Consider the following 22,641-nt stretch of genomic DNA (forward strand, 5'->3'; position numbering starts at 1 on the left):
CTCTGTTAAGTTATTTTTTATATAGCTATTTTTATAATTGAAATTTGATATCTTGAGCTACCGTTCCACACAACAGGCGCAAACTTCATTAACTGACTTGCCAGATGGCAGCCTGCCGGCACATCATGTTGGCTGCCCCTGCTGTGGTCTTTCTCTGTCTATTCCTTCGCTGACTCCCGGCGAATATGCTCATTGCCCTCGTTGCAGGCAGCATCTGGTTCGAATTGAACATCATCCACTGGATACGCCAACAGCTTATGCTATTGCTTCATTAATTATCATGTTAATTGTGTATACACAGTTATACATGAGCATAGATTTACTTGGCATACATGTAGAGCTAACTATTCCGTATATGGTTGAGACACTGGCCCAGCAGGATTATTCTTTGCTGGCGGAAGTCATGTTCCTGTTAACTTTTGGTTCGCCGGTACTGTTTCTGTTATTGTGTCTGTACGTATACACAGGTTTGCGCTACCGGCAGATATTACCCGGTATGCTATACGCTACCCGTACACTGGTTCGTCTGCGCCACTGGATTATGGTCGATGTATTTTATATTGCCACACTGGTAGCTTATATTAAAATCAGTGGTATGGCACAAATTCATTTCGGACTTGCTTTCTGGCTGATGATGGTACTGGCCATTTTACTTATCCGCACTTCTCAGGGTGTACCTGAACACTGGATTTTTTATCAGATACAGCGCCTTACCGGCAATGATCCTGTTTTACAGAACAATAGTGCTGATACCCTCAACTGTAATTATTGTCTTTTTGAGCAACCAGCCAGCCTGAATGTATGCAGCGTCTGCGGTTCGTATCTGAGCCGCCGTAAACCGTTAAGTCTGAGCATTAGTATGGCCTTTCTGCTGGCAGCCATTATTTTCTATATACCGGCTAATTTATTGCCGATGATGATTACCCGCTCGCCGGGCACCAATCTTTCTAGTACCATTCTTGATGGTATAGAATACATGTGGAATGATGGTGACGTTTTAATTGCAGTTGTTATATTCAGTGCCAGTATGGCCATTCCCATATTGAAAATTATTTCTATGCTGGTTCTACTGTATTCTGCTGCTTACCGGCCATTAATGTCTGCACACAAATTAACCATACTCTACCGTATTACCGAATCAATCGGGCGCTGGTCAATGATTGATATATTTGTCGTTATCATTCTCATGTCGGCATTTTCCACACCACTGGCTAATGTAACCCCAGGTGCTGCCACCATTTACTTTTGTGCAGTTGTCATCCTGACCATGGTTTCTGCACTGAGTTTCGACCCGCGTTTACTCTGGGATGAAGCAGTACAACAAAGAAAACACCATAAACCTCATTATAAAAACAGCAGTAAAAGGCATTCTCATCATGAGCCAATCTGATAATCAGACGCCGCAGGCAACTGCCACAGTAAAACGTAATCCACCCTTTAACGTACTGGTGTGGATTATTCCGGTGCTGGCATTATTAACCGGGGCATGGCTGCTTTTTCAGCATCTGCGCCATACAGGGCCGGAAATTACTTTGTATATAAAAGACGCGGACGGGATTGAAATTAACACGACTACCATTAAAGTCATGAACGTCACCGTCGGTAAAGTTACTGCAATCAGAATCAGCCCAGATGAAAAAGGCGTACAAATCAAAGCGCAGATGACAGCTGACGTCAAAAATATGCTACGTAAAGACACTCAGTTCTGGATTGTTAAACCACGCATAGATCAGAGTGGTATTACCGGCCTGAATACCTTAGTTTCCGGTTCATATATCGCTTTTACTCCGGGGCACAGCAAAGAAAGAGCAGAAACATTTACAGTTGCTGATTTACCTCCGGTCACTGCCATATCGCAAAGTGGTATACGTTTGCGTCTGAAAGGCCACAGTGACAAGCTGCTTAATCCGGGCAGCCCGGTACTTTACGGAGATATCAGTGCCGGACAAATTGAAAAAGCCTATTTTGACCCTAAAGACAACAGTGTACATTATCAGGTCTACATCAATAGTCCGTATGACAGTCTGATAGGCGACAAAGTTAAATTCTGGCTGCAGACCGGCCTGCAGATTACTGCTTCTGGCGGCGGTGTACATATTGATTCTGCGCCCATACCCGCACTGCTCTCGGGTGCAATCGTATTCAAAACCATGTTTGAAGGTAAAGGCAATCCTGTTGCCAACAACACTGAATTTACTCTCTACAATAGCGAACGGGAGCTGGATAACCTGCCGACAAACCGTGCTCAATACTATGTTGTATTCTTCCAGCAGTCTGTACGCGGACTCAGCGTTGGTGCTCCGGTAGAATATCAGGGTATTAATATCGGTTCTGTTGCAGATGTACCTTACTTTGCCCTGAATGACAGCCATAAACTCTTCCAGCATGGCTGGATACCAGTACGTTTACGTATTGAGCCGGGACGTATGGAAATAAATGCCGGCAAACAAGATGATAAAATCTGGCAGCAGCAAATCCAGCAGGCACTTAATCTGGGGTTATCTGCATCTCTGGAAAAAGACAATCTGATTACTGGTAATCAGTATATTAGTTTATCTCAGGCGCAAGCGGGAGAATCACTGTTTAAACCCGTAGCACAATATCAGGGATATACCGTTATCAGCAGCACCCATACCGGACTTGATATGATCCAGAATCAATTGACTGCACTATTAGCCAAAATGAATAAGCTGCCTATAGAAAACACCATGAAACAGCTGGATATGACACTGGCGCAATTAAAAACGACTCTGGCCAGTGCAGACCGCTTGTTATCACAAAATAAAACTCAGCAACTACCTGCTGAGCTGGCGGCTACTCTGAAAGAATTACGGACTACATTACAAGGTGTATCCAGCACCTCACCTCTATATGGTGATATTCAGCAAACTCTGAAAAGTATTGACAGCACCCTGAAAGATGCACAGCCAACACTGAAAACCCTGAAACAACAACCCAATGCCCTGATTTTTAATCGTCGCGGGCATGATCCGGAACCAAAAGGAGCCAGATAATGAAAATTTTGTTACCACTTGTCTGTGCTGTCAGTCTGACGCTTGGTGCATGTGCCGGTAATCCGATTACCTACTATCAGCTACCCGGCAGTAACTATCAATTACCGGCCGGCAGCCAGAGAATTCCGGTACAACTTAAAGTGGTACTGGCTGAGCGCCTTAATCAGGGGAATTTAGTTTATCAGGACAGTCCGACAACTCTGCACTTTGCCCAGCAGCATCTATGGGCTGATGATCTTGGCGATGAAATTAGTCAGACACTGGCCAATGAACTTAATAAACAAAGTATTCGCTATCTGTTTACTCCTGAAAATAAAACTAAAACCACACTAACTGTATATATACAGTCTTTTCAAGGTAGCTATGATGGTTATATCTACATCAGTGGTTACAGCAGCTGGCAGGGTATTAATAATGAACAAGGTCAGAACTTTAATGTCCGACTACCTCAGCAAGGCAATGGCTACAATAATATGGTTAATGCTCTGGCTCAAGGACTCAGTAATGTAGCCAAAAGCATTGCTCCATATAATTAATTATTGCAATACTAACCAGGATCGCAGTTTGGCCTAATAAGCACATTTGACAATTTTTTTCTAAACGGGACATACCGTTACTAATTCAAGTGCATAAGATGGCAATTCAGTAAATGAAAATGCAGATGAGATGAGCTATGATGGGGAATTTATCAATACCCCATCATTTATAATAATAAAAAATTATTCTTTTAATGCCATATTTAATAAATATAGATAAAACAATAATATAAATCAGTAAAAATATTGATATTCTCTATATTAATAATGATACTTTCAGCTAAATGATTTTTTATTCTATACTCTCCAGATAACAAAATTACACTAATGACACCATAAATTAATTCGCCAGATAACCAGAAAGATTTATAATAAAACAATATTTCTATCCGAAGAGAATTATGAGATTAAAACTCGTTTCCCTTATTGCTTTACTTCTAGTTGGAGCATGCAGTATTGGCATGCCTTCTAATGTGGCAGTCGGTATTGGTGGTGGCAATCACAATTTTGGTCTTGGTACGACAATTAACTTTCCGATTAGAACCAAGCCCGTACCATCAGAACCACCCGTTATAGCCGGCACAGAACCATCCGGCCAGCCTGAAAAACCGGCAGCAAAAACAACCGATCAGAAAAAACAGCCTATCAATAAATAAAAATATTACATTTGATTCATTATTAAATTTTACTATCCATTTAACATATTTTTTACTTATCAGGCTTATCACATCCTTATTTCTGTTGATAAGAGACAAAAATTTCTGGTAAAAAAGGTAAATTTATAACCATATCAAAGCATCTGCGCCAAAAACAAACGAACTGCCAGACAAATTATGCCTAAACCGTATAAACCATGCTAAACTCAACAGCAAAATTATTTCTGATACTGAAAATGTAAGAGTAAAACTTATGGCCGGCAATACTTTCGGACAAATCCTTACTGTTACCACCTTTGGTGAAAGCCACGGTGCTGCAATTGGTTGTATCATAGACGGGTGTCCGCCGGGACTGGCTTTAAATGAGGCCGATATTCAGCATGATCTGAACAGACGTAAACCCGGTACCAGCCGCCATGTTACTCAGCGTCGTGAAGCAGATATTGTCGAAATTCTTTCCGGCGTATTTGAAGGAAAAACCACCGGCACACCGATAGCTTTATTAATCAGAAATACTGATCAGCGCAGTAAAGATTATAGTGATATTGCTCAGAGTTTCCGCCCCGGACATGCGGACTACACATATTGGCATAAATACGGTATCAGAGATTATCGCGGCGGCGGACGTAGCTCAGCTCGTGAAACAGCTGCCCGGGTAGCAGCAGGCGCAGTAGCCAGAAAATGGTTACGTCAGCATTTTAATACTGAAATAATTGCCCATATCACCCAGATTGGTGAAAAAAATATCTCTTTTGAAGATTATGCCTATATAAACAATAATCCTTTTTTTGTCGCCAATAAAAGCCAGATTCAAGAACTGGAACAATATATGGATAGCATACGTAAAGCATGTGATTCCATCGGAGCCAAACTGCATGTTACTGCTCGTCATGTTCCGGTCGGACTGGGTGAACCGGTTTTCGATCGTCTTGATGCCGATATAGCTCATGCCATGATGGGCATTAACGCAGTTAAAGGCGTAGAAATAGGTGCAGGTTTTGAATGTATACGCCAAAAAGGCAGTGAACATGGAGATGAGCTGACACCTGAAGGATTTAGATCTAATAATGCCGGCGGTATATTAGGAGGCATCAGCAGTGGTCAGGACATACACATTAATCTGGCCATTAAACCTACCAGCAGCATTGCCACACCTCGTCATTCAATAGATATTCATGGCAAGCCGGTTCTACTATCGACCCAAGGTCGTCACGATCCTTGTGTCGGACTGCGCGCAGCGCCAATTGCTGAAGCAATGCTTGCTTTGGTACTCATGGATCATGCTTTACGCCAGCGTGCACAAAATGCTGATATTCACGTAAATACACCTGATATTGCTCATTATTTATCTGATGAAGCTAATATCTGAATATTTTTTTATAGCCATAACTGCAAAGTTATCATCTGTATCAATGATTTAATTCATTATTATTTCATTGAAATGGCCATAAACCCACAAGGAAGTAACTTTATGAGTCAAGAAACCGCTTTGGGTGCAGCCCTGAAATCAGCTGTACAGACCATGAGCAAAAAAAAGCAAACTGATATGATTGCCGAACATATCTATCGCAAATATGATGTATTTAAGCATTTTAAACCATTAGCAATCGGCATTGATCAGGATTTAATTACTGCATTACCACAATATGATCCTGCTCTTATAGCACGCGTTCTGGCCAATCACTGCCGCCGGCCGCGATATATCAAATCTCTGGCACGCGGAGGAAAGCGTTTTGATTTGAATAACCGCTTTAAAGGTGAAGTTTCACCAGAAGAGCAGGCTATTGCTAAACAACATCCCTCTATGCAGACAGCAAAACCGGCATCAGCAACTGAAGTCGCAGAAACCCCCTCTGCAAAAGCTGAAACTGATCATAGCAGTAGCAGCGAAGAATCATCACAGAACTGATACCAGCAGATACACGAGCCCTCAAGCTCGTGTTTTTTATTCTCATGCTATTTGACAGCCACTGCCATCTCAATCACAGCCCCCTGACAGAAAATTTAACCCAAGTACTGCAACAGGCTGCTGATAAACATATTGGTCATTTTCTCGTACCCGCCACCAGCCCTGCTGACTGGCTGACAACCATCGAACTTCAAGAAGCTTATTCTTGCATATATGCGGCAATAGGCATTCATCCCTGGTATATCAACAGTCACAATGATTCTGCACTCAATCAACTCGAATCATTACTACATACACATCCAGATATTATGATGGGAGAAATTGGTCTGGATTTTGCACGAATAAATAACACAGCAGACAAAAATTTGCAGATTAACTGTTTTGAAGCCCAACTAAGAATGGCCAAATCTCTGCAGCGTCCTGTCATTATTCATAACGTCCATGCTACCGATGCTTGCATACACAGTATTAAACGTTGCCAATTTACTTTTGGCGGGATTGCTCATGCCTTTTCCGGCAGTATGGAAGAAGCACAGGCTTGGATTAAGCATGGTTTTTTTATTGGTGTTGGTTCTTTATTATTACGAACACAGGCAAAAAAAATTCGGCACATTGCCGAAAAGCTACCTTTACAACATATAGTAATCGAAACTGATGCACCTTATATGTCTCCTCTGCCGCATCAGAATAACACTCCTGATAATTTACGCCAGATTGCTGAAATCATAGCCGGCTTGCGCAATAGTCACTGGCAGGATATAGCTTCCATTACTAGCAAAAATACGTTTCAAGTTATTTCACAAAAAACTTAATCTCAGTATTATTTATTAACTGAAAGAATCATTGGTGAAAGGCATGAATAACACTAGAATGTTTTTTGCTTAGTACTCATATACAGAAATTTAAATAACTATTCATCATTAGGAATCTGCCAGCTTTCAATAATTGAAAGCTGGCAGATTTATACTTTTTCAAAAATTAATAATAAGAAATTATTTTGAAACAGCAATAACTTCGGATTAGAAATTAACTTGTGCACTGATACTATAACGACGCCCATCCAGAGTACGACCATAATCTTTCTGATCAACTCTTTTATCAAATATATTATAAATACCGCCACTTAAAATCAGATCTTTTTTCGGTTTAAATACCAATCCTGTATCTACAAAACCATATGATGGCTTACCAATTGCCATTGAGGTCCGTGACAGATAATCTGAAGTTCTGCTGCGGAAATTCCATCTGGCCCATGTAGATAATTTTTCCGTCGCATTCCAGTTAAGCGTGGTATTAAACATATTTTTCGGCATTTCATTTAATGGCTTACCACTAAACTGACCACTCTTCTGCTCACTATGTGTATAGGTATAATTCGCAGACCAGTCTACTTTTGGTGTAATTTTCCAGCCAAATGTTGCTTCTATACCGCGTAAAACTGCTTTATCCACATTTTCGCGCTGACTGATAAAGTCAAAATACTCATTACGCCAAGAACAGGCATTTGAACCGGCCTTACCCTGACAGGTACGTACTTCCGTTATTTTGTTTTTAAACTTTGTATAATAAGTAGTTAAACCAGCAGAAAGATTACGGTTATTATCCCAGTTGAAACTGATTTCGAAATTATCTGATTTTTCCGGTTTCAGATTTGAGTTACCTATAATAATACCATTAGAATATCCACCACCGGTTACCTGCCCCCAGCCATCTGATGCTGCACGCAGTGCAGGTGCTTTATAACCACGGGAATAACCACCCTTTATTGTCCATTCTTTATTAGGCGTCCATACACCATAAAACTTTGGAGTGATCTCAGAACCATAATTTTCATCATGATCCAGTCGTGCTGCACCAGTCAGTGCAAATGTTGGTACGATACGCCATTCATCCTGTCCGAAAACTGCCCAGGAATCACGCTCCAGATGAGTTAACCGCCGCCCGTTAATAACAAGCTGGTTACCAGTATCATTCAGTTCTTCCCGTTGCCATCTGCCGCCGATGCTCAAAGTATGTTTATTCAGGCGAAACTGAGTCTGGGTATTAAAAATAGTATTTTTTTCATGCATATCACGTGATGGATTATCATTTTCCTCACGCTGAACATATGTCTGAGTATCAATTTTATCGTAGTGGCCACGATGAGTAATACTATACTGATTGCGATCATACAGCGTGTAATCATCTGTAGGTTTTACACCCCTGCGCGGTGCTGTATCAATTGTTTTACCTACTTTACCATTGCGATTCTGTAAACTTCGGTTTAATTCAAAATCAATTGTATTTTTATCATCCGGTGTCCAGGACAGAACCAGATCACCGTTGCGCATACGCTGTTCTTTATAGCCGCCGATAAATTTATCTTCATCGCGGTGAGAATATCCTGCATTAACACGGATACCTAATTTATCCTGAATTAACGGACCGGAAACATAAACGCTGCTTTGCAGAGTATTACCGCTATTACTATGCTGTTGTATAGTAGCATCTGCCTTAATTGAACCAGTCCAGTCAGCAGCTGTTTTTTTGGTAATGATATTAATCACCCCACCCATTGCATCGGATCCATATAAAGCTGAAGCAGGACCACGAATCACCTCAATCCTCTGAATCGCTGAAATTGGTGGCATCCAGCCCTGCTCAATTCCCGGACCATCGGAATTAGGACGAACCCCGCGCGAATTGACCCGTTTGCCATCTATCAGCAACATAGTATAAGCACCCGACATCCCACGGATACTGATATCTTTCGTACTGCCGCCACCGGTTACTACCACTCCTGGTACATCCAGCAAAGCATCAGTGACATCGTGATATTCCTTAGTTTCGAGTTCTTTGGCATTAATCACAGTAATTGATGCTGCTGCATTTTTTGCCTGTTGTTTAAATCCCGAAGCTGTTACCACTACATCATCCAGTACTGCTTCTGCAGCATATAACGGAGATATTAAAGTTGAGAGTAATGCCAGTGAAAACGAATGGTGAACCAGTTTACGCATAATGAAGACGGACCTCTGACGAATTTATTTTAATAAAATTTAAATAAATTATTTAGTTAAATTCATTTAAATGATAATAGTAATCATTATATAATTTAACATAAATATACCTAAAAAGCATCAGATTTATTGACAAAATATAAAAAAGAATACCATTTGAGTTGGCGTAGGTATTATGTCATGGCAAGTAATGACATAACTAAATGATTTGAAAATAAGATTTACCAATAGCGATACATACTCTCATTTTAAAACCAGTAAATAAAAAATCCCTGAAATTTAATTCAGGGATTTTTTGTAAAATGGCGGAGAGTAAGGGATTCGAACCCTTGATACAGGTTTTGCCCGTATACTCCCTTAGCAGGGGAGCGCCTTCGACCACTCGGCCAACTCTCCGTAGAGAAGTTGCGAACTATACCTAATCAACTCTTAACTGTCAAACAAAAATATACAAAAAAAACTCCGAAATGATGCCCTATTTGCTAACACTATAGCAGTAAACAACATTTTCTTTACGCCTATAAACCACCGATGGATACAAATCTGAGCTATACTAAAATTCAGGTCTCAGATAAAGTTGATATATAGCCACCATAAGTTCCTGAGAGTTTTAGTTGATTCTCCAAAGCACCTTTAACAGAAATCAATTTGTTTACTTTATATAATAAACATATGCTACCTGATTGTTCTATTTAATTTACCGCTCAAAAAATCATGTGTAAATTACCCTTTTCTCATACTCAGCCTCCGGTATAATACAAAGTTTAACCATCTGGTCAACCCGATGACTGGCAAAATTATTGTTTGTAGTCTTTATCGCATAACAATATAAAATTTAAAATTCTGGAGACTTGCATGAGTGCAATTATTGACATCTTTGCGCGTGAAATACTGGATTCACGCGGTAACCCGACAGTTGAATGTGATGTTCTGCTTGAATCTGGGGTAATGGGCAGAGCTGCCGTGCCTTCTGGCGCGTCTACCGGTGAAAAAGAAGCACTGGAACTGCGTGACGGCGATAAACAGCGGTATTTGGGCAAAGGTGTATTACAGGCTGTAGAGAATGTTAATAATGAAATTGCACAGGCACTTATTGGCATTGATGCCAGTGAACAAAGCTATATCGACCAGATTATGATTGATCTGGACGGTACTGATAATAAAGGTCGCCTTGGAGCCAATGCTACGCTGGCAGTTTCATTGGCAGTTGCCCGTGCTGCAGCAGAAGATGCCGGTTTACCACTATATCGTTATATAGGCGGTGCCGGGCCAATGTCCATGCCTGTTCCCATGATGAATGTTATCAATGGCGGTGCACATGCCAATAATAGCCTTGATATTCAGGAATTCATGATTATGCCGGTGGGCGCAGAATCATTTCGTCAGGCATTGCGCTGTGGCGCTGAAGTATTTCACCATCTGAAAAAATTATGTAATGATAAAGGTATGTCTACCAGTGTTGGTGATGAAGGCGGTTTTGCGCCAGATTTAGCCAGTCATGAAGAAGCCATTCAGCTGATTCTGTCTGCTGTAGAGGCAGCAGGCTATATTCCGGGCAAAGATATCGTACTGGCTCTGGATTGCGCTTCCAGTGAGTTTTACAAAAACGGGCATTATGAATTAACTGCAGAAAATCTGAGCCTGACCAGTGCCGAGTTTGCTGACTACCTGACTGACCTTGTTAACAAATACCCTATTGTGTCTATTGAAGACGGTATGAGCGAGCACGACTGGGAAGGCTGGAAACTTCTGACAGAACGTCTGGGTAAAAAAGTACAGCTGGTTGGTGATGATCTGTTTGTTACCAATCCGGCTATTTTAAGCGAAGGTATAACCCAGGGTCTGGCTAACTCACTTCTGGTTAAGGTCAATCAGATTGGTACATTGTCCGAGACACTTAAAGCGGTAGATTTAGCCAAACGCTTTGGCTATACCAGTGTAATGAGCCATCGCTCTGGCGAAACCGAAGACAGCACCATAGCAGATCTGGCCGTAGGTACAAACTGCATGCAAATTAAAACTGGTTCACTTTCACGCTCTGATCGTATTGCCAAATATAATCAGTTGCTGCGAATTGAAGAAGAACTTGGTTCTGCAGCCTACTATCCGGGTAAAAAAGCTTTTTATCAGCTTAGCTAATTCTGATATGGAATATTATAGGCAAATAAAATGAAGTGGGTAACCTGGGTATTGTTATTTGCATTGGCCGGTTTACAATACGACTTGTGGATGGGGCATGGCGGCTGGCACGATATGTGGAATCTTGAGAACAACGTCATAAATCAAAATGCTAGTAATGAAACCCTGATACAGCGTAATCGAGCTCTTACCGCCGAAATTAAAGATCTTGCCGATGGAAAAGATGCAATAAATGAAATGGCCCGGGATAAACTGGGTTATATACAGGATGGCGAAGTTTTCTATCGTTTTGTACCTTCAGGCACACTTGTAACTACTACAAGTAATCAGAATAATATTCCTCAAAGATAAAGAAAAACACTTTGGCATTACCAAACCAGCAGTTTTTAGTACTAAAAACTGCTGGTTTTATTTTATAGCAATATATTCTATTTCTAACAGATGATTTAATTTGACTAACAAAATCCATCAACCTATAGTTTGGTTGTATCAATACCACAGCTTTTAAAATTTTCTAATCAATATCAGAATAGACTTACAAGAATCATAGCCAATGTATTAATCAATTAGTATGATATTTTAAAATCTGCTGAATCAGGTAAGATAAATTGTTCTGGGCATTAAAGGCAAATATATGATTTCTATCCATCAGAAAAGTTACGGTTTAGACGTTGTACTATACAATGAATTTACACTGGAAGATTTTCATCAGCTGGAAAATGCTTTGTTAAAAGCCATTGAACACACCCATTTACCTAATCTGTTACTTGATCTAAGTCAGATGAAAGATTTCACTATAGATATGGCTTTAGAACATCTCAGATTTCTGCGTCAGCATGCCCATGATTTTGGTCGTACTGCTATTGTCGTTGACGATATTTGGATTCGTATAGGTATACGTCTTGCTAATTTACTAACTTTGCAACGACCCAGATACTTTAGTGATACAGCTACAGCACAAAAATGGCTGGAACAGAATACACAAAATTCAAATGCCATCCGCAATAATTAACTGCTTTATTCATCAGTAAGCACGCTTAATATATTTAACTGATAAAACCAAAAATATTTTTAATTAAATTTAATTACATCAAAGCTGATTGAGCCAGCCGGATATCATTTCAGCCAATATTTCCGGTTGCTCCAGTGGCAACATATGTCCGCTATTTTCGATTATTTTCAGACTAGCCTGTGGTATAAATTCCTGCAACTCCTTAGCTTCATCGATAGAGCGCATCTGATCCTGCGCAGCAGCAATAATCAAAGTCGGGCAGGAAATTTTCTGATCTGTCGGAGTTTTACGGTTTAGCAAAGATTGTTTGCTTAACACATTAAAACCCAAACGTTCACTCATCTGCCGGATTCTGCCAATCATCTCTTGATTATTTTGATTATCAGGTCGCAACGTCTGAATTATAGCTTTATGCCCCAAACCACGAAAATTTAGATGCTGCTGAATTTTTAAAGTATTTTGTTTTGCTGCATATTGCTGTGGTGTATCCTCACGCAATGAAGTAGCAATTAAGACAAGGGCAGCAACCCGCTGCGGATACTGGGCGGCCAGTGTTCTTGCAACATAGCCGCCAAGCGAAAAACCAATGAGCACAAAACGTTCAGGAGCAGAAACAGCAATATTTTCTGCCATAGCAGCAATACTGTCTCCGTTTGCCAGTGATGCACATAATACCGGCTGGGATTCAGCCAAATTAGCTTTCATATCATCCCATAATGTTTCATCCAGCATAAAACCAGGAATGCATACCCAAGGTAATATTTCTTTCATCTTGATAGTCTCAAAAGAGCAAACCACTGGCCTGATATTCTATAACAGTTTATCAATCAGCCAAATTAATGTTTGCAATTATTTTGCTACCAATCTAAAACCCTTTTAACTAATTTCATTATTATTTATTATTCTTACATTGCGTTGACTTAATTAACCTTATCCAGCAAAATTAAATCACCACATATCTTATCTTCTAATGACATTGAGAAATATAATGCCAAATACATTTACTTTAACCAGTCCTGAATTCAAAAACGGCGACACTGTCGATTCCTCTTATCAAAGTGATCGTGACAACCAGTCTCCTGCTTTAATTTGGGAAAATGCGCCAGCCGAAACCAAAAGTTTTGCAATTCAATGCCATGATCCTGATGCGCCTACAGGAGGTGCAGGCTGGTGGCACTGGATGGCTATTAATCTGCCAAAAGACTTAACTGAACTAAAAAGAAATGCTGGTGCAGAAGGAGGGCAGAATTTACCTGCCGGAACACGTCAGCTACGTAACGAGACCGGAACTTTAGGTTACTCGGGTTTTTATCCGCCAGAAGGTCATACGCCCCATCGTTATATATTTACTGTTTATGCTCTGAATACCGATAAAATTGATTTACCTGAGGATGCAACTACTAGTTATGCGGGTTTTGTAGTGAATAGTCATGCCATTGCCAAAGCCTCAGTAATGGTTCACTATGGTCGCTAAATTCATAATATAAATCAGGTTAAATAATATAAAAAGAGGTTGTCCAATCTTGGACAACCTCTTTTTTTAAGCTTCATTTAATCTTCAACCGGTTTTTCTTTAGAAACTTTATCAATCAAATGCGAAATACTCATACCACGTTCAAGTGAATCATCATAAATGAACGTCAGCTCAGGTGTACGGAATAAAGTTATTCGACGAGCCAGTTCGCTACGCAAATAACCCTTAGCATGTTCCAGTGCTTCTTCGGTTACAGCACGGGTACTATCATCCAGCACGGTGTAATAAATAGTAGCATGACTATAATCCCGGGTTACTTCTACTTCATTAATTGTAATAAAACCGGCACGCGGATCTTTGAGACCAACACGCACAAGTTCGGCCAGTTCACGCATAATCTGCTCTTTGACACGATCCTGACGAGCATAACCACGCTGAGGTTTACGCATAATCATTCCTTTCTGTGATCAGGCCAGTAAATTCAGGCAGCCGGAAACTTCTCTGGCTGCCTGTTATACCCTAAATCATTTTAAAGCTTACGGGCAACTTCAACTACCTCAAAGACTTCCAGCTGATCACCTTCCATAATTTCATTGAAGTTTTTCAGCATCAGACCACATTCGAAGCCTTGACGTACTTCCTTAACATCATCTTTAAAGCGTTTTAATGAAGCCAGTTCACCTGTATGCACAACCACATTATTACGAATTAACCGAACATGAGAATCACGCTTGATTAAACCATCGGTTACCATACAGCCGGCGATATTACCCACTTTTGATACGTTAATAACCTGACGAATTTCTACTGTACCAATCACATTTTCTTTTTGTTCTGGTGCCAGCATACCGCTTAAAGCTGCCTTCACATCATCTATAGCATCATAAATGATATTGTAATACCGGATCTCAATACCTTCATGTTCAGCCAATTTACGTGCAGTGGCATCAGCACGTACATTAAAACCAATGATAACTGCGCCAGAGGCGATAGCCAGATTCACATCAGATTCTGTCACACCACCTACACCACTATGCAATACATCAACCCGTACTTCATTAGTAGACAGTTTACGTAAACTACCTGCTAAGGCCTCATAAGAACCTTGAACATCTGCTTTAATAATAATCGGCAAGCTTTGCGCCTGATTTTCACCCATGTTGTTAAACATGTTTTCCAGTTTGGCGGCCTGCTGTTTAGCCAGTCGTACATCACGATATTTACCCTGACGGAACAGAGCAATTTCACGTGCTTTTTTCTCATCAGCCAGTACAATAAAATCTTCACCAGCATTAGGTACATCTGACAAGCCCAGAATTTCTACCGGAATAGACGGACCGGCATCAGTAATGGTTTTGCCGTTCTCATCTACCATGGCACGTACACGACCAAAAGTTGTACCGGCAAGCACAACATCACCTTTACGCAACGTACCGCTTTGTACCAGCAAGGTTGCTACCGCACCACGCCCTTTATCCAGACGTGACTCGACAACAATACCTTTAGCAGCTGAATCTACAGGTGCTTTCAGCTCCAGAACATCTGCTTCCAGCAATACTGCTTCCAGCAATGCATCAATATTGGTGCCCTGTTTGGCCGAAACATCAATAAACTGTACATCACCACCCCATGAATCAGGAATGACTTCATGTGCTGTCAGTTCCTGACGAATACGTTCAGGATTGGCACCTTCTTTATCAATCTTATTTACAGCCACCACTAAAGGTACTTTTGCAGCTTTAGCATGTGCAATGGCTTCAATAGTCTGAGGCATTACTCCATCATCAGCAGCCACCACCAGAATCACGATATCGGTAGCCTGCGCACCGCGGGCACGCATAGCAGTAAATGCTTCATGTCCCGGCGTATCCAGGAATGTAATTACACCGCGCGGAGTTTCCACATGATAGGCACCAATATGCTGTGTAATACCACCTGCTTCACCCTGCACAACACGAGCACGGCGAATATAGTCCAGTAAGGATGTTTTACCATGGTCTACATGCCCCATCACAGTAACCACCGGCGGACGGGGTAATTTTTCGGCCTCAGTAACGGTAGTATCTTCATCCAGAAAGGCTTCAGGATCATCAGCTGCAGCAGCCTTACCAATATGCCCCATTTCTTCAACTACAATCAGCGCAGTTTCCTGATCCAGTGACTGGTTAATGGTCACCATCATACCCATCTTCATCAGGGTTTTAATCACTTCTGCAGCCTTAACAGCCATTTTGTGTGCGAGCTCAGCAGCTGTGATGGTTTCCGGCACCAGCACTTCATGAACTACAGGCTCAGTAGGTGCCTGGAAGGCATGCTGATTTGGTTCCAGTTTAAGCTGTTTCTTACCACCTTTTTTACCACCTCGTCTGCTGCTGCGCCCCTCTTCTGAGTTAGCCGCATCTGCCGAGAGCCGGTTTTTACCACCGCGCGCTGATTTACCTTTTGGCATATCGTCTTCACGCTGATGACGCTGCTCATCTTTTTTACGCCGGCCTGCCGATTCAGACACGTTTTCTGCTGCTTTCGGTGCATTACTGCTCACCGGTTTTTTCTCAGTTGGCTTAGCCGAACGCACTTCAGCAGTTTTCTGCTCACTAACTGCTTTACTTTCTTCCTTAGCCTGCTGTTTAGCTGCTTCGCGCCGTGCCTGACGTTCCTGTTTCTGTTTCAGTAACATTTCACGATGAGCGCGCATGGCTTCAGCACGTCTGGCTTCTTCATCACGCTGAGCCTGCTCTTCAGGACTGATAATCGGCTTAGCTGCTTCAGCCTTAAGTGCAGCCAAATCAATTTTTTTCGCATTCCGGTTACGGTTGTTGCGCTTGGATTTAGACTGCTCAGTTTTGTCTGCTGCTGGCTTTTTATCAGCAGGTACTTCTGCAGGTTGAGCTGCTGCGTTCTGTTGCTGTTTCACTTCCTGTTTTACCACTTCTGTCTGCACAGATTCCACTTTAGGTTTCTGTTCGGTTTTACTGGCCGCCGCTGCTGCTTTCAGACGTGCTGCTTCTGCAGCTGCTGCCGCAGCAGATTCTTCTCTGCGTCGCGCTTCAGCCTGCTCTTCAGCAGCTTTTCTTGCCAGTTCTTCAGCCTCAGTATCTGCTGTTTTCACCGGTTCGGATTCAGGCTGCGGAAGATTCTGTTTTTCTTCTGCCTTTCTGGCTTCCTGTTCTTCCGGCGGTACAGCAATACGCCGCCGCCGGCGGGTTTCAACTTCAACGCCGCCAACAGTACTTTTTTCAGCTGGTTTTTTACGATTCAGCGTGATGGTACCGGCAGACTGACTACCATTAGACTGCTTTAAATAAACCAGCAACTGTTTTTTATCTGCAGCTGTCAGTTTATCCGTCGCTGCCTGTTTGTGTACTCCTGCTTCGGCTAACTGTTCCAGCAACCTTGAGGTTGATAAATGCAGTTCCGAGGCAAATTGTTCTACAGTTATTTGATTACTCATTCGCGTACCCTCATACTTCGTCAAACCAGTGGGCGCGTGCTGCCATCACCACTTTCTTGGCGGTTTCCTCATCAATGCCTGTAATTTCAATCAGTTCATCTACTGACAATTCGGCCAGATCATCACGGGTTTTAATTCCTTCATTGGCCAGATCATGCAGCATTTCCTGATCAACACCTTCCAGATTTTTCAAATCTTCGTCCATGTGCTCTAACTGCTCTTCAGAGGCGATGGCCAGGGTTAAAATGGCATCACGGGCACGATTACGCAATTCTTCTACCGTACTTTCATCAAAACCCTCAATTTCCAGCATTTCCTGAACAGGAACATAAGCCACTTCTTCCAGGCTGGTAAAGCCTTCCTGAACCAGTACCTCAGCTACGTTTTCATCAACACCCAGGTTATTGATAAACAGCTCACGTACGGCTTTATCTTCAGCTTCGTGGCGTTCCTGAGCCTCATCCACAGTCATGATGTTCAGCTGCCAGCCTGTTAGTTCGGCTGCCAGACGTACATTCTGTCCGCCACGTCCGATTGCCAGGGCCAGCTGATCTTCTGCCACAATCACATCAACAGAATGATGATCTTCATCTATCAGAATACGAGTTACTTCTGCAGGGCTCAGCGCATTAATCACAAACTGTGCAGTTTCAGGTGACCACAGCACTACATCAATACGCTCACCTGCTAATTCTTCCGTTACTGCATTGACACGCGAACCGCGTACACCAATACAGGTACCCTGCGGATCAATACGTGCATCATTGGATTTCACCGCAATTTTGGCACGTAAACCCGGATCACGTGTTACTTCCTTGATTTCCAGCAGACCGTCTTCAATTTCCGGCACTTCCATTTCAAACAGTTTTAACAGGAATTCTCGCGAAGTACGTGTCAGAATAACCTGACTGCGGTTACCAATCTGGTCTACCCGTAAAAACAAAGCCCGTACTCTGTCGCCATTACGGAAGTTTTCGCGCGGAATCATCTGATCTCGCGGCAACAGTGCTTCCAGACGGCCAATTTCTACGATTGCGCCGTGTCGTTCCACACGCTTAATCGTACCCAGAACAAGGCTATCCTTACGCTGTAAAAATTCATTTAAAATCTGTTCACGTTCTGCATCGCGAATGCGCTGCAAAATAACCTGTTTGGCTGTCTGTGCGCCAATCCGGCCAAATTCCACATTTTCGATTGGTTCTTCGTAATACTCACCAATCTGCAGCGTAGTTCCCGGAATTTCTTCCTGAATCTCTTCAATGGTTTTTTGAATATCGGGATAGGTATAATCCTCATCAGCCACAATCAGCCAGCGGCGAAAACTGCTGTAATCGCCGGTATTGCGGTTAATCACTACCCGCACATCCATATTTTCACGCTCAGTTTTTTTCTTTGCCGCACTGGCCAGAGCAAATTCCAGCGCGCTGAATACTACTTCTGTATCTACATTTTTTTCACTCGCCAAAGCTTCGGCCAGTAGTAAAATTTCACGACTCATTTAATTCTCCTTGTAAGCCTTTGCTTACAAAAATATGAAATTTCAATTTAAAAATCAAATTCTGGTTTTAAACGTGCTTTATCAATATTCTGCCATTCTATTAAAACCGTCTTACCGGCTGCCACAGCAGCACGTTTGGCTCGACGCGCTTCATTAATTTCTTCCAGCGTAATACTGATTAAATCGTTTTCATCAATACCATTAATCCGACCAATAAAATTCTTCTGCCCATCTATAGGCAAACGTGTCTTAATCTTGGCCAGTTGCCCGGCAAAACGCGTAAAATCTGCCGGTTTGGTTAAAGGACGGTCTAAGCCCGGGCTGGAAATTTCCAGACGCTGATAATCCACATCCTCTACAGCCAATACCCGGCTTAAATGATTACTGACCGCAACACAATCATCCAGGGAAATACCGCCTTCTGCCTTATCAATAAAGACGCGTAAATCCCCCTGAGCAGTCAGCTCATAATTAACCAGCTCATAGCCCAGACCCGGCAAAGTTTTTTCTAAAATGCCCTGAATATCCATCTGTGCTCCATAAAAACAAAAAAATGGCCTTAGGGCCATTTCTCAATAATTCGAAAAATTTCTTTATTTTAACTCATTGTTGAAAAAAAAGAAACCACCTGCCATTATTCAAATTTAAAATTAATACCGATTAGCACAAACATATCAATTAATTGCGTCATCGGCACTGTATAATCACTGTCTGAAATCAGTCATAATAATTAACATTATGTAAATTTTTCATAACAAATTATGAAATAATGTCAACAATTTACCGTTTCGTTCAGATATACTGATAAATGATGCATCTGTATCATATCCAAAAGCACAAAATTAATATGAATTAATTATAAGTTGCTATGACTATTGAATAAAAAACTAAAGAAACTCACACTTAAGGGATTGGCTAAAGTTGACGTTAAGACTAAACTGCACTCCCCTATAATCACTAGAGGTAAATAAATGCGTAAACAGTTTTCTGCCAATACCGCAATGACACTGGCTGCATTGGGTATTGTTTACGGTGACATTGGAACCAGTCCTCTGTATGCCTTAAAAGAAAGCTTCCGCGCTTCTACAATCGCTCCCACAGAAACTAATGTACTGGGCTTTGTTTCTTTGATTGTATGGTCATTACTCCTGATCGTTACTCTGAAATATGTTCTGTTTATTCTGCGAGCCGATAATAATGGTGAAGGCGGCGTTGTTGTACTGATGCAGCAGGCAATGCAGCATCTTAAGGGTAAACCTGTATGGATTGTGATGATGATGGGGCTTACCGGCACCGCTCTTTTTTACGGTGATGCCATGATTACGCCGGCCGTATCGGTTTTATCCGCTGCAGAGGGGTTAACGGTAATCAGTGAAAGCTTCCGGTCTTATGTTATGCCAATAGCATTGATTATCCTGTTCGGACTTTTTTTCATTCAAAAAAAAGGTACACACAAAATCGGTACACTGTTTGGTCCGGTTATGCTGATATGGTTTAGTGCTATTGCACTGATAGGTCTGTATCAGATAGTTCAGGCTCCGAAAATTATTCTTGCTTTCAGCCCTTTCTATGCAATTAATTTTGCCATTAATCATGGCTGGGACGGTTTTATCGGGCTGGGCTGCGTTGTACTGGCTGTAACCGGTGCAGAAGCCCTCTATGCCGATATGGGACATTTTGGTCGTAAACCAATCCAGACAGCATGGATAAAAATTGTTTTACCTAGTCTGATTATCAATTATCTGGGTCAGGGTGCCCTGATTCTGCATAATCCGAATGCAATTAATAACCCGTTTTTTCTCAGCGCACCGCACTGGCTATTGATTCCATTAATTATTCTGGCTACTTTTGCAACTATTATTGCCAGTCAGGCCGTTATTGCTGGAGCCTACTCGCTTACCCGTCAGGCAATACAGCTTGGCTTTGCCCCACGCATGAATATTATCCATACCAATAATGAAGAAGTTGGTCAGATTTACCTGCCGCTGGTTAACTGGCTGTTACTGGTAGCAGTCACATTAGTAGTACTGGCTTTTCACGATTCAGAACATCTGGCTTCAGCTTACGGTATTGCAGTTACGGGTACCATGGTTATTACCTCATGTCTGTTCTGCGTAGTAATGATTAAAAACTGGCGCTGGCCAATCCCGCTTGCCTTACTGCTTACTTCGGTTTTTCTGTGTTTTGATCTGGTTTTCTTCAGCAGTAACCTGCTAAAACTAATTCATGGCGGCTGGTTCCCGGTAATGGTAGCCCTGATTGTGGTTACATTATTCTCAACATGGCGTCGCGGACAGGCACAATTGCTACAGGCACAGCAAAATCAGGAATTTTCATTGGATAATTTTGTTGAAAACCTGCACGACTACCCGCCTCAGATTGTTTCCGGCAATGCAGTATTCATGGTTTCCGACCCGTTCAGCATTCCACGAGCACTCCTGCATAATCTGAAACACAATAAAGTACTGCATAGCTATAATGTATTGCTCAGCGTCAAAACCAAAGAAATACCCTATGTGGCCGATAATGACCGTATTGCCATGAAACAGATTGGTCCCCGCTTTACCAGAGTCATCGCCAATTATGGTTTTCAGGAAACAGCCAATATCACCCATATTCTGAAATTGATGGCTGAACAAGGAATTAAACTTGATACCATGGATACCTCTTTTTTTCTGTCACACGACAGCATTGTTGTTGCCGCCAAAACCAAACATGGCAATATGGGGCGGTTACGTGCACGCCTTTTCAAATGGTTATATAAAAACAGTGCTTCAGCCGGTAATTACTATCATATACCGGCTAACCGCGTCGTCGAACTCGGCGCTCAGGTCGTGATTTAACTACACAGCAATTGCAAAAAATTCATGAGAGATCCATATGAGCATTAAAATCGGCATAGTCGGAGCCACAGGTTATACTGGTGTAGAACTATTACGTTTACTGGCACAGCATCCGGAAGCTGAAATCATCACCGTTACCAGCCGCAGCACTACCGGAACAACGCTAAGCGATTATTTTCCCAGTTTGCGCGGCATCTATGATCATTTGATTTTCCAACATCCCGATCAGGCCGACTTAAGTAAATGTGACTTAGTATTTTTTGCAACACCTAACGGTGTAGCCATGCATGAGGCTCCAATATTACTGACACAGGGAGTTAAAGTAATCGACCTGTCTGCAGATTACCGTATCAAAGATGTAGCAGTCTGGCAAAAATGGTATCCGTTTACTCATGCCAGCCCCGAATGGATCGCAAAAGCTGTTTATGGTTTGGCGGAACTGAACCGTACTGCCATTACTCAGGCGCAGCTGGTAGCCAATCCGGGCTGCTATCCGACTTGTGTCAGCCTGCCTTTATTACCGTTATTGCAGCAACAATGTCTGATTCATGACATGCCGCTTATTGCCGATTGTAAATCAGGAGTATCTGGTGCAGGTCGCAAAGCAAATACCGGTAACCTGTTCGCAGAATGCAGCGATAATTTCAAAGCTTATGGTATCAGCGGACACAGACATTTACCGGAAATCAGGCAAACACTGAATCTTTTACAACCTAATTCAGGTAACAGTCTGGTGTTTGTACCTCATCTGACGCCCTTGATTCGCGGCATGCATGCCACCATATATATTCAGGTAAAAGAAGGTTGCAACCCATATCAGTTGATTGCCGATTATTATCAATCCAGCCCGTTTGTTGATGTCATGCCTGCTGGCAGCACACCTGAAACCCGCTCAGTCCGCGGAGCAAATCTCTGCCGCATCAGTATACAACCTGCGCCGCAGAATAATACCTGGATTATTCTTTCTGTAATTGATAATCTGGTAAAAGGTGCAGCCGGACAAGCTGTACAGAATATGAATATCATGTTCGGGCTTGATGAAAAAAGCGGATTAAATCTTATTCCCCTCTTGCCATAACCGGTCAGCAGGATAGACAATCAAGTATGCAC

19 protein-coding genes and 1 tRNA gene are annotated in these 22,641 nt (G+C 42.0%); 13 read left to right on the forward strand and 7 right to left on the reverse strand.

The window, feature by feature from the left end:
• The first annotated feature begins 52 nt into the window (after window positions 1–52).
• The 7 genes from GYX91_RS06695 (at window position 53) to GYX91_RS06725 (ending at window position 6,927) form a co-directional block, all read left to right on the forward strand.
• Window positions 53–1,390 carry a paraquat-inducible protein A gene (locus GYX91_RS06695; protein WP_174830317.1) on the forward strand — a complete coding sequence of 446 codons (1,338 nt, stop codon included), beginning with the start codon at window positions 53–55 and terminating at the stop codon, window positions 1,388–1,390.
• The gene (pqiB, locus tag GYX91_RS06700) at window positions 1,377–3,014 is read left to right on the forward strand and encodes an intermembrane transport protein PqiB (RefSeq protein WP_174830318.1); all 1,638 of its coding nucleotides are present in this window, start codon (window positions 1,377–1,379) and stop codon (window positions 3,012–3,014) included. The genes GYX91_RS06695 and pqiB overlap by 14 nt, the downstream gene beginning before the upstream one ends.
• Window positions 3,014–3,550 carry a membrane integrity-associated transporter subunit PqiC gene (locus GYX91_RS06705; protein ID WP_025330978.1) on the forward strand — a complete coding sequence of 179 codons (537 nt, stop codon included), beginning with the start codon at window positions 3,014–3,016 and terminating at the stop codon, window positions 3,548–3,550. The genes pqiB and GYX91_RS06705 overlap by 1 nt, the downstream gene beginning before the upstream one ends.
• Before the next feature lie 401 nt (window positions 3,551–3,951).
• Window positions 3,952–4,206 (forward strand): hypothetical protein, encoded by a 255-nt coding sequence (locus GYX91_RS06710; RefSeq protein WP_038648923.1) that lies wholly within the window; start codon window positions 3,952–3,954, stop codon window positions 4,204–4,206.
• A 253-nt stretch (window positions 4,207–4,459) separates the two neighbouring features.
• The gene (aroC, locus tag GYX91_RS06715) at window positions 4,460–5,575 is read left to right on the forward strand and encodes a chorismate synthase (RefSeq protein ID WP_084585107.1); all 1,116 of its coding nucleotides are present in this window, start codon (window positions 4,460–4,462) and stop codon (window positions 5,573–5,575) included.
• 102 nt (window positions 5,576–5,677) lie between these two features.
• The gene (locus GYX91_RS06720) at window positions 5,678–6,115 is read left to right on the forward strand and encodes a ProQ/FINO family protein (RefSeq protein ID WP_025330981.1); all 438 of its coding nucleotides are present in this window, start codon (window positions 5,678–5,680) and stop codon (window positions 6,113–6,115) included.
• 44 nt (window positions 6,116–6,159) lie between these two features.
• Window positions 6,160–6,927: a TatD family hydrolase gene (locus GYX91_RS06725; protein WP_025330982.1), complete on the forward strand. Its 768-nt coding sequence runs from the start codon at window positions 6,160–6,162 to the stop codon at window positions 6,925–6,927.
• A gap of 207 nt (window positions 6,928–7,134) precedes the next feature.
• On the opposite strand, the gene GYX91_RS06730 is transcribed toward GYX91_RS06725, so the two are convergent.
• Both GYX91_RS06730 and GYX91_RS06735 read right to left on the reverse strand, forming a co-directional pair.
• Window positions 7,135–9,114, reverse strand: a complete 1,980-nt coding sequence (locus tag GYX91_RS06730) for a ligand-gated channel protein (protein ID WP_100125927.1) — start codon at window positions 9,112–9,114, stop codon at window positions 7,135–7,137.
• 303 nt (window positions 9,115–9,417) lie between these two features.
• Window positions 9,418–9,510, reverse strand: a tRNA-Ser gene (locus GYX91_RS06735).
• A gap of 459 nt (window positions 9,511–9,969) precedes the next feature.
• Here GYX91_RS06735 and eno point away from each other — a divergent pair.
• The 3 genes from eno to GYX91_RS06750 all read left to right on the forward strand — a co-directional run bounded on the left by eno (window position 9,970) and on the right by GYX91_RS06750 (window position 12,265).
• A complete protein-coding gene (gene eno, locus GYX91_RS06740; RefSeq protein WP_100125926.1) occupies window positions 9,970–11,253 on the forward strand; it encodes a phosphopyruvate hydratase in 1,284 nt (427 codons plus the stop codon).
• 30 nt (window positions 11,254–11,283) lie between these two features.
• Complete coding sequence (ftsB, locus tag GYX91_RS06745) at window positions 11,284–11,604, forward strand: cell division protein FtsB (protein ID WP_078474718.1); 321 nt, start codon at window positions 11,284–11,286, stop codon at window positions 11,602–11,604.
• A 283-nt stretch (window positions 11,605–11,887) separates the two neighbouring features.
• Window positions 11,888–12,265, forward strand: a complete 378-nt coding sequence (locus GYX91_RS06750; protein WP_037392470.1) for an STAS/SEC14 domain-containing protein — start codon at window positions 11,888–11,890, stop codon at window positions 12,263–12,265.
• A gap of 78 nt (window positions 12,266–12,343) precedes the next feature.
• Here the strand turns inward: GYX91_RS06750 and GYX91_RS06755 are convergent, their stop codons facing one another.
• Complete coding sequence (locus GYX91_RS06755) at window positions 12,344–13,036, reverse strand: alpha/beta fold hydrolase (protein ID WP_202983731.1); 693 nt, start codon at window positions 13,034–13,036, stop codon at window positions 12,344–12,346.
• Window positions 13,037–13,253: 217 nt separating this feature from the next.
• On the opposite strand from GYX91_RS06755, the gene GYX91_RS06760 reads away from it, so the two are divergent.
• Window positions 13,254–13,739 (forward strand): YbhB/YbcL family Raf kinase inhibitor-like protein, encoded by a 486-nt coding sequence (locus GYX91_RS06760; protein WP_174830321.1) that lies wholly within the window; start codon window positions 13,254–13,256, stop codon window positions 13,737–13,739.
• 77 nt (window positions 13,740–13,816) lie between these two features.
• Here the strand turns inward: GYX91_RS06760 and rbfA are convergent, their stop codons facing one another.
• The 4 genes from rbfA to rimP form a co-directional block, all read right to left on the reverse strand.
• A complete protein-coding gene (gene rbfA, locus GYX91_RS06765) occupies window positions 13,817–14,188 on the reverse strand; it encodes a 30S ribosome-binding factor RbfA (protein WP_025330989.1) in 372 nt (123 codons plus the stop codon).
• An 80-nt stretch (window positions 14,189–14,268) separates the two neighbouring features.
• Window positions 14,269–17,190 carry a translation initiation factor IF-2 gene (infB, locus tag GYX91_RS06770; protein ID WP_174830323.1) on the reverse strand — a complete coding sequence of 974 codons (2,922 nt, stop codon included), beginning with the start codon at window positions 17,188–17,190 and terminating at the stop codon, window positions 14,269–14,271.
• Window positions 17,191–17,200: 10 nt separating this feature from the next.
• Window positions 17,201–18,688: a transcription termination factor NusA gene (nusA, locus tag GYX91_RS06775; protein WP_037392462.1), complete on the reverse strand. Its 1,488-nt coding sequence runs from the start codon at window positions 18,686–18,688 to the stop codon at window positions 17,201–17,203.
• A gap of 47 nt (window positions 18,689–18,735) precedes the next feature.
• Window positions 18,736–19,218, reverse strand: coding sequence for a ribosome maturation factor RimP (rimP, locus tag GYX91_RS06780; RefSeq protein WP_084551043.1), 483 nt, complete (start codon window positions 19,216–19,218; stop codon window positions 18,736–18,738).
• A 441-nt stretch (window positions 19,219–19,659) separates the two neighbouring features.
• Here rimP and GYX91_RS06785 point away from each other — a divergent pair, with 441 nt between their 5' ends.
• Together GYX91_RS06785 and argC are read left to right on the forward strand one after the other, a co-directional pair.
• Entirely contained in the window at window positions 19,660–21,531 is a 1,872-nt protein-coding gene (locus GYX91_RS06785) for a potassium transporter Kup (RefSeq protein WP_238791323.1), read from the forward strand.
• A 31-nt stretch (window positions 21,532–21,562) separates the two neighbouring features.
• Window positions 21,563–22,609 carry an N-acetyl-gamma-glutamyl-phosphate reductase gene (gene argC / locus GYX91_RS06790; RefSeq protein ID WP_144363189.1) on the forward strand — a complete coding sequence of 349 codons (1,047 nt, stop codon included), beginning with the start codon at window positions 21,563–21,565 and terminating at the stop codon, window positions 22,607–22,609.
• Window positions 22,610–22,641: the final 32 nt, after the last annotated feature.

Origin of the sequence: Snodgrassella sp. ESL0304, assembly GCF_013344995.1 — a bacterium.
GTDB classification, from domain to species: domain Bacteria; phylum Pseudomonadota; class Gammaproteobacteria; order Burkholderiales; family Neisseriaceae; genus Snodgrassella; species Snodgrassella alvi.

Coding starts and splice junctions, on each gene's coding strand:
- nusA (WP_037392462.1), bottom strand. CDS start 18,688: ATGAGTCGTGAAATTTTACTACTGGCCGAAGCTTTGGCGAGTGAAAAA.
- GYX91_RS06750 (WP_037392470.1), top strand. CDS start 11,888: ATGATTTCTATCCATCAGAAAAGTTACGGTTTAGACGTTGTACTATAC.
- GYX91_RS06785 (WP_238791323.1), top strand. CDS start 19,660: ATGCGTAAACAGTTTTCTGCCAATACCGCAATGACACTGGCTGCATTG.
- rimP (WP_084551043.1), bottom strand. CDS start 19,218: ATGGATATTCAGGGCATTTTAGAAAAAACTTTGCCGGGTCTGGGCTAT.
- pqiB (WP_174830318.1), top strand. CDS start 1,377: ATGAGCCAATCTGATAATCAGACGCCGCAGGCAACTGCCACAGTAAAA.
- GYX91_RS06755 (WP_202983731.1), bottom strand. CDS start 13,036: ATGAAAGAAATATTACCTTGGGTATGCATTCCTGGTTTTATGCTGGAT.
- aroC (WP_084585107.1), top strand. CDS start 4,460: ATGGCCGGCAATACTTTCGGACAAATCCTTACTGTTACCACCTTTGGT.
- GYX91_RS06760 (WP_174830321.1), top strand. CDS start 13,254: ATGCCAAATACATTTACTTTAACCAGTCCTGAATTCAAAAACGGCGAC.
- GYX91_RS06720 (WP_025330981.1), top strand. CDS start 5,678: ATGAGTCAAGAAACCGCTTTGGGTGCAGCCCTGAAATCAGCTGTACAG.
- GYX91_RS06725 (WP_025330982.1), top strand. CDS start 6,160: ATGCTATTTGACAGCCACTGCCATCTCAATCACAGCCCCCTGACAGAA.
- rbfA (WP_025330989.1), bottom strand. CDS start 14,188: ATGCGTAAACCTCAGCGTGGTTATGCTCGTCAGGATCGTGTCAAAGAG.
- GYX91_RS06710 (WP_038648923.1), top strand. CDS start 3,952: ATGAGATTAAAACTCGTTTCCCTTATTGCTTTACTTCTAGTTGGAGCA.
- ftsB (WP_078474718.1), top strand. CDS start 11,284: ATGAAGTGGGTAACCTGGGTATTGTTATTTGCATTGGCCGGTTTACAA.
- infB (WP_174830323.1), bottom strand. CDS start 17,190: ATGAGTAATCAAATAACTGTAGAACAATTTGCCTCGGAACTGCATTTA.
- eno (WP_100125926.1), top strand. CDS start 9,970: ATGAGTGCAATTATTGACATCTTTGCGCGTGAAATACTGGATTCACGC.
- GYX91_RS06705 (WP_025330978.1), top strand. CDS start 3,014: ATGAAAATTTTGTTACCACTTGTCTGTGCTGTCAGTCTGACGCTTGGT.
- GYX91_RS06730 (WP_100125927.1), bottom strand. CDS start 9,114: ATGCGTAAACTGGTTCACCATTCGTTTTCACTGGCATTACTCTCAACT.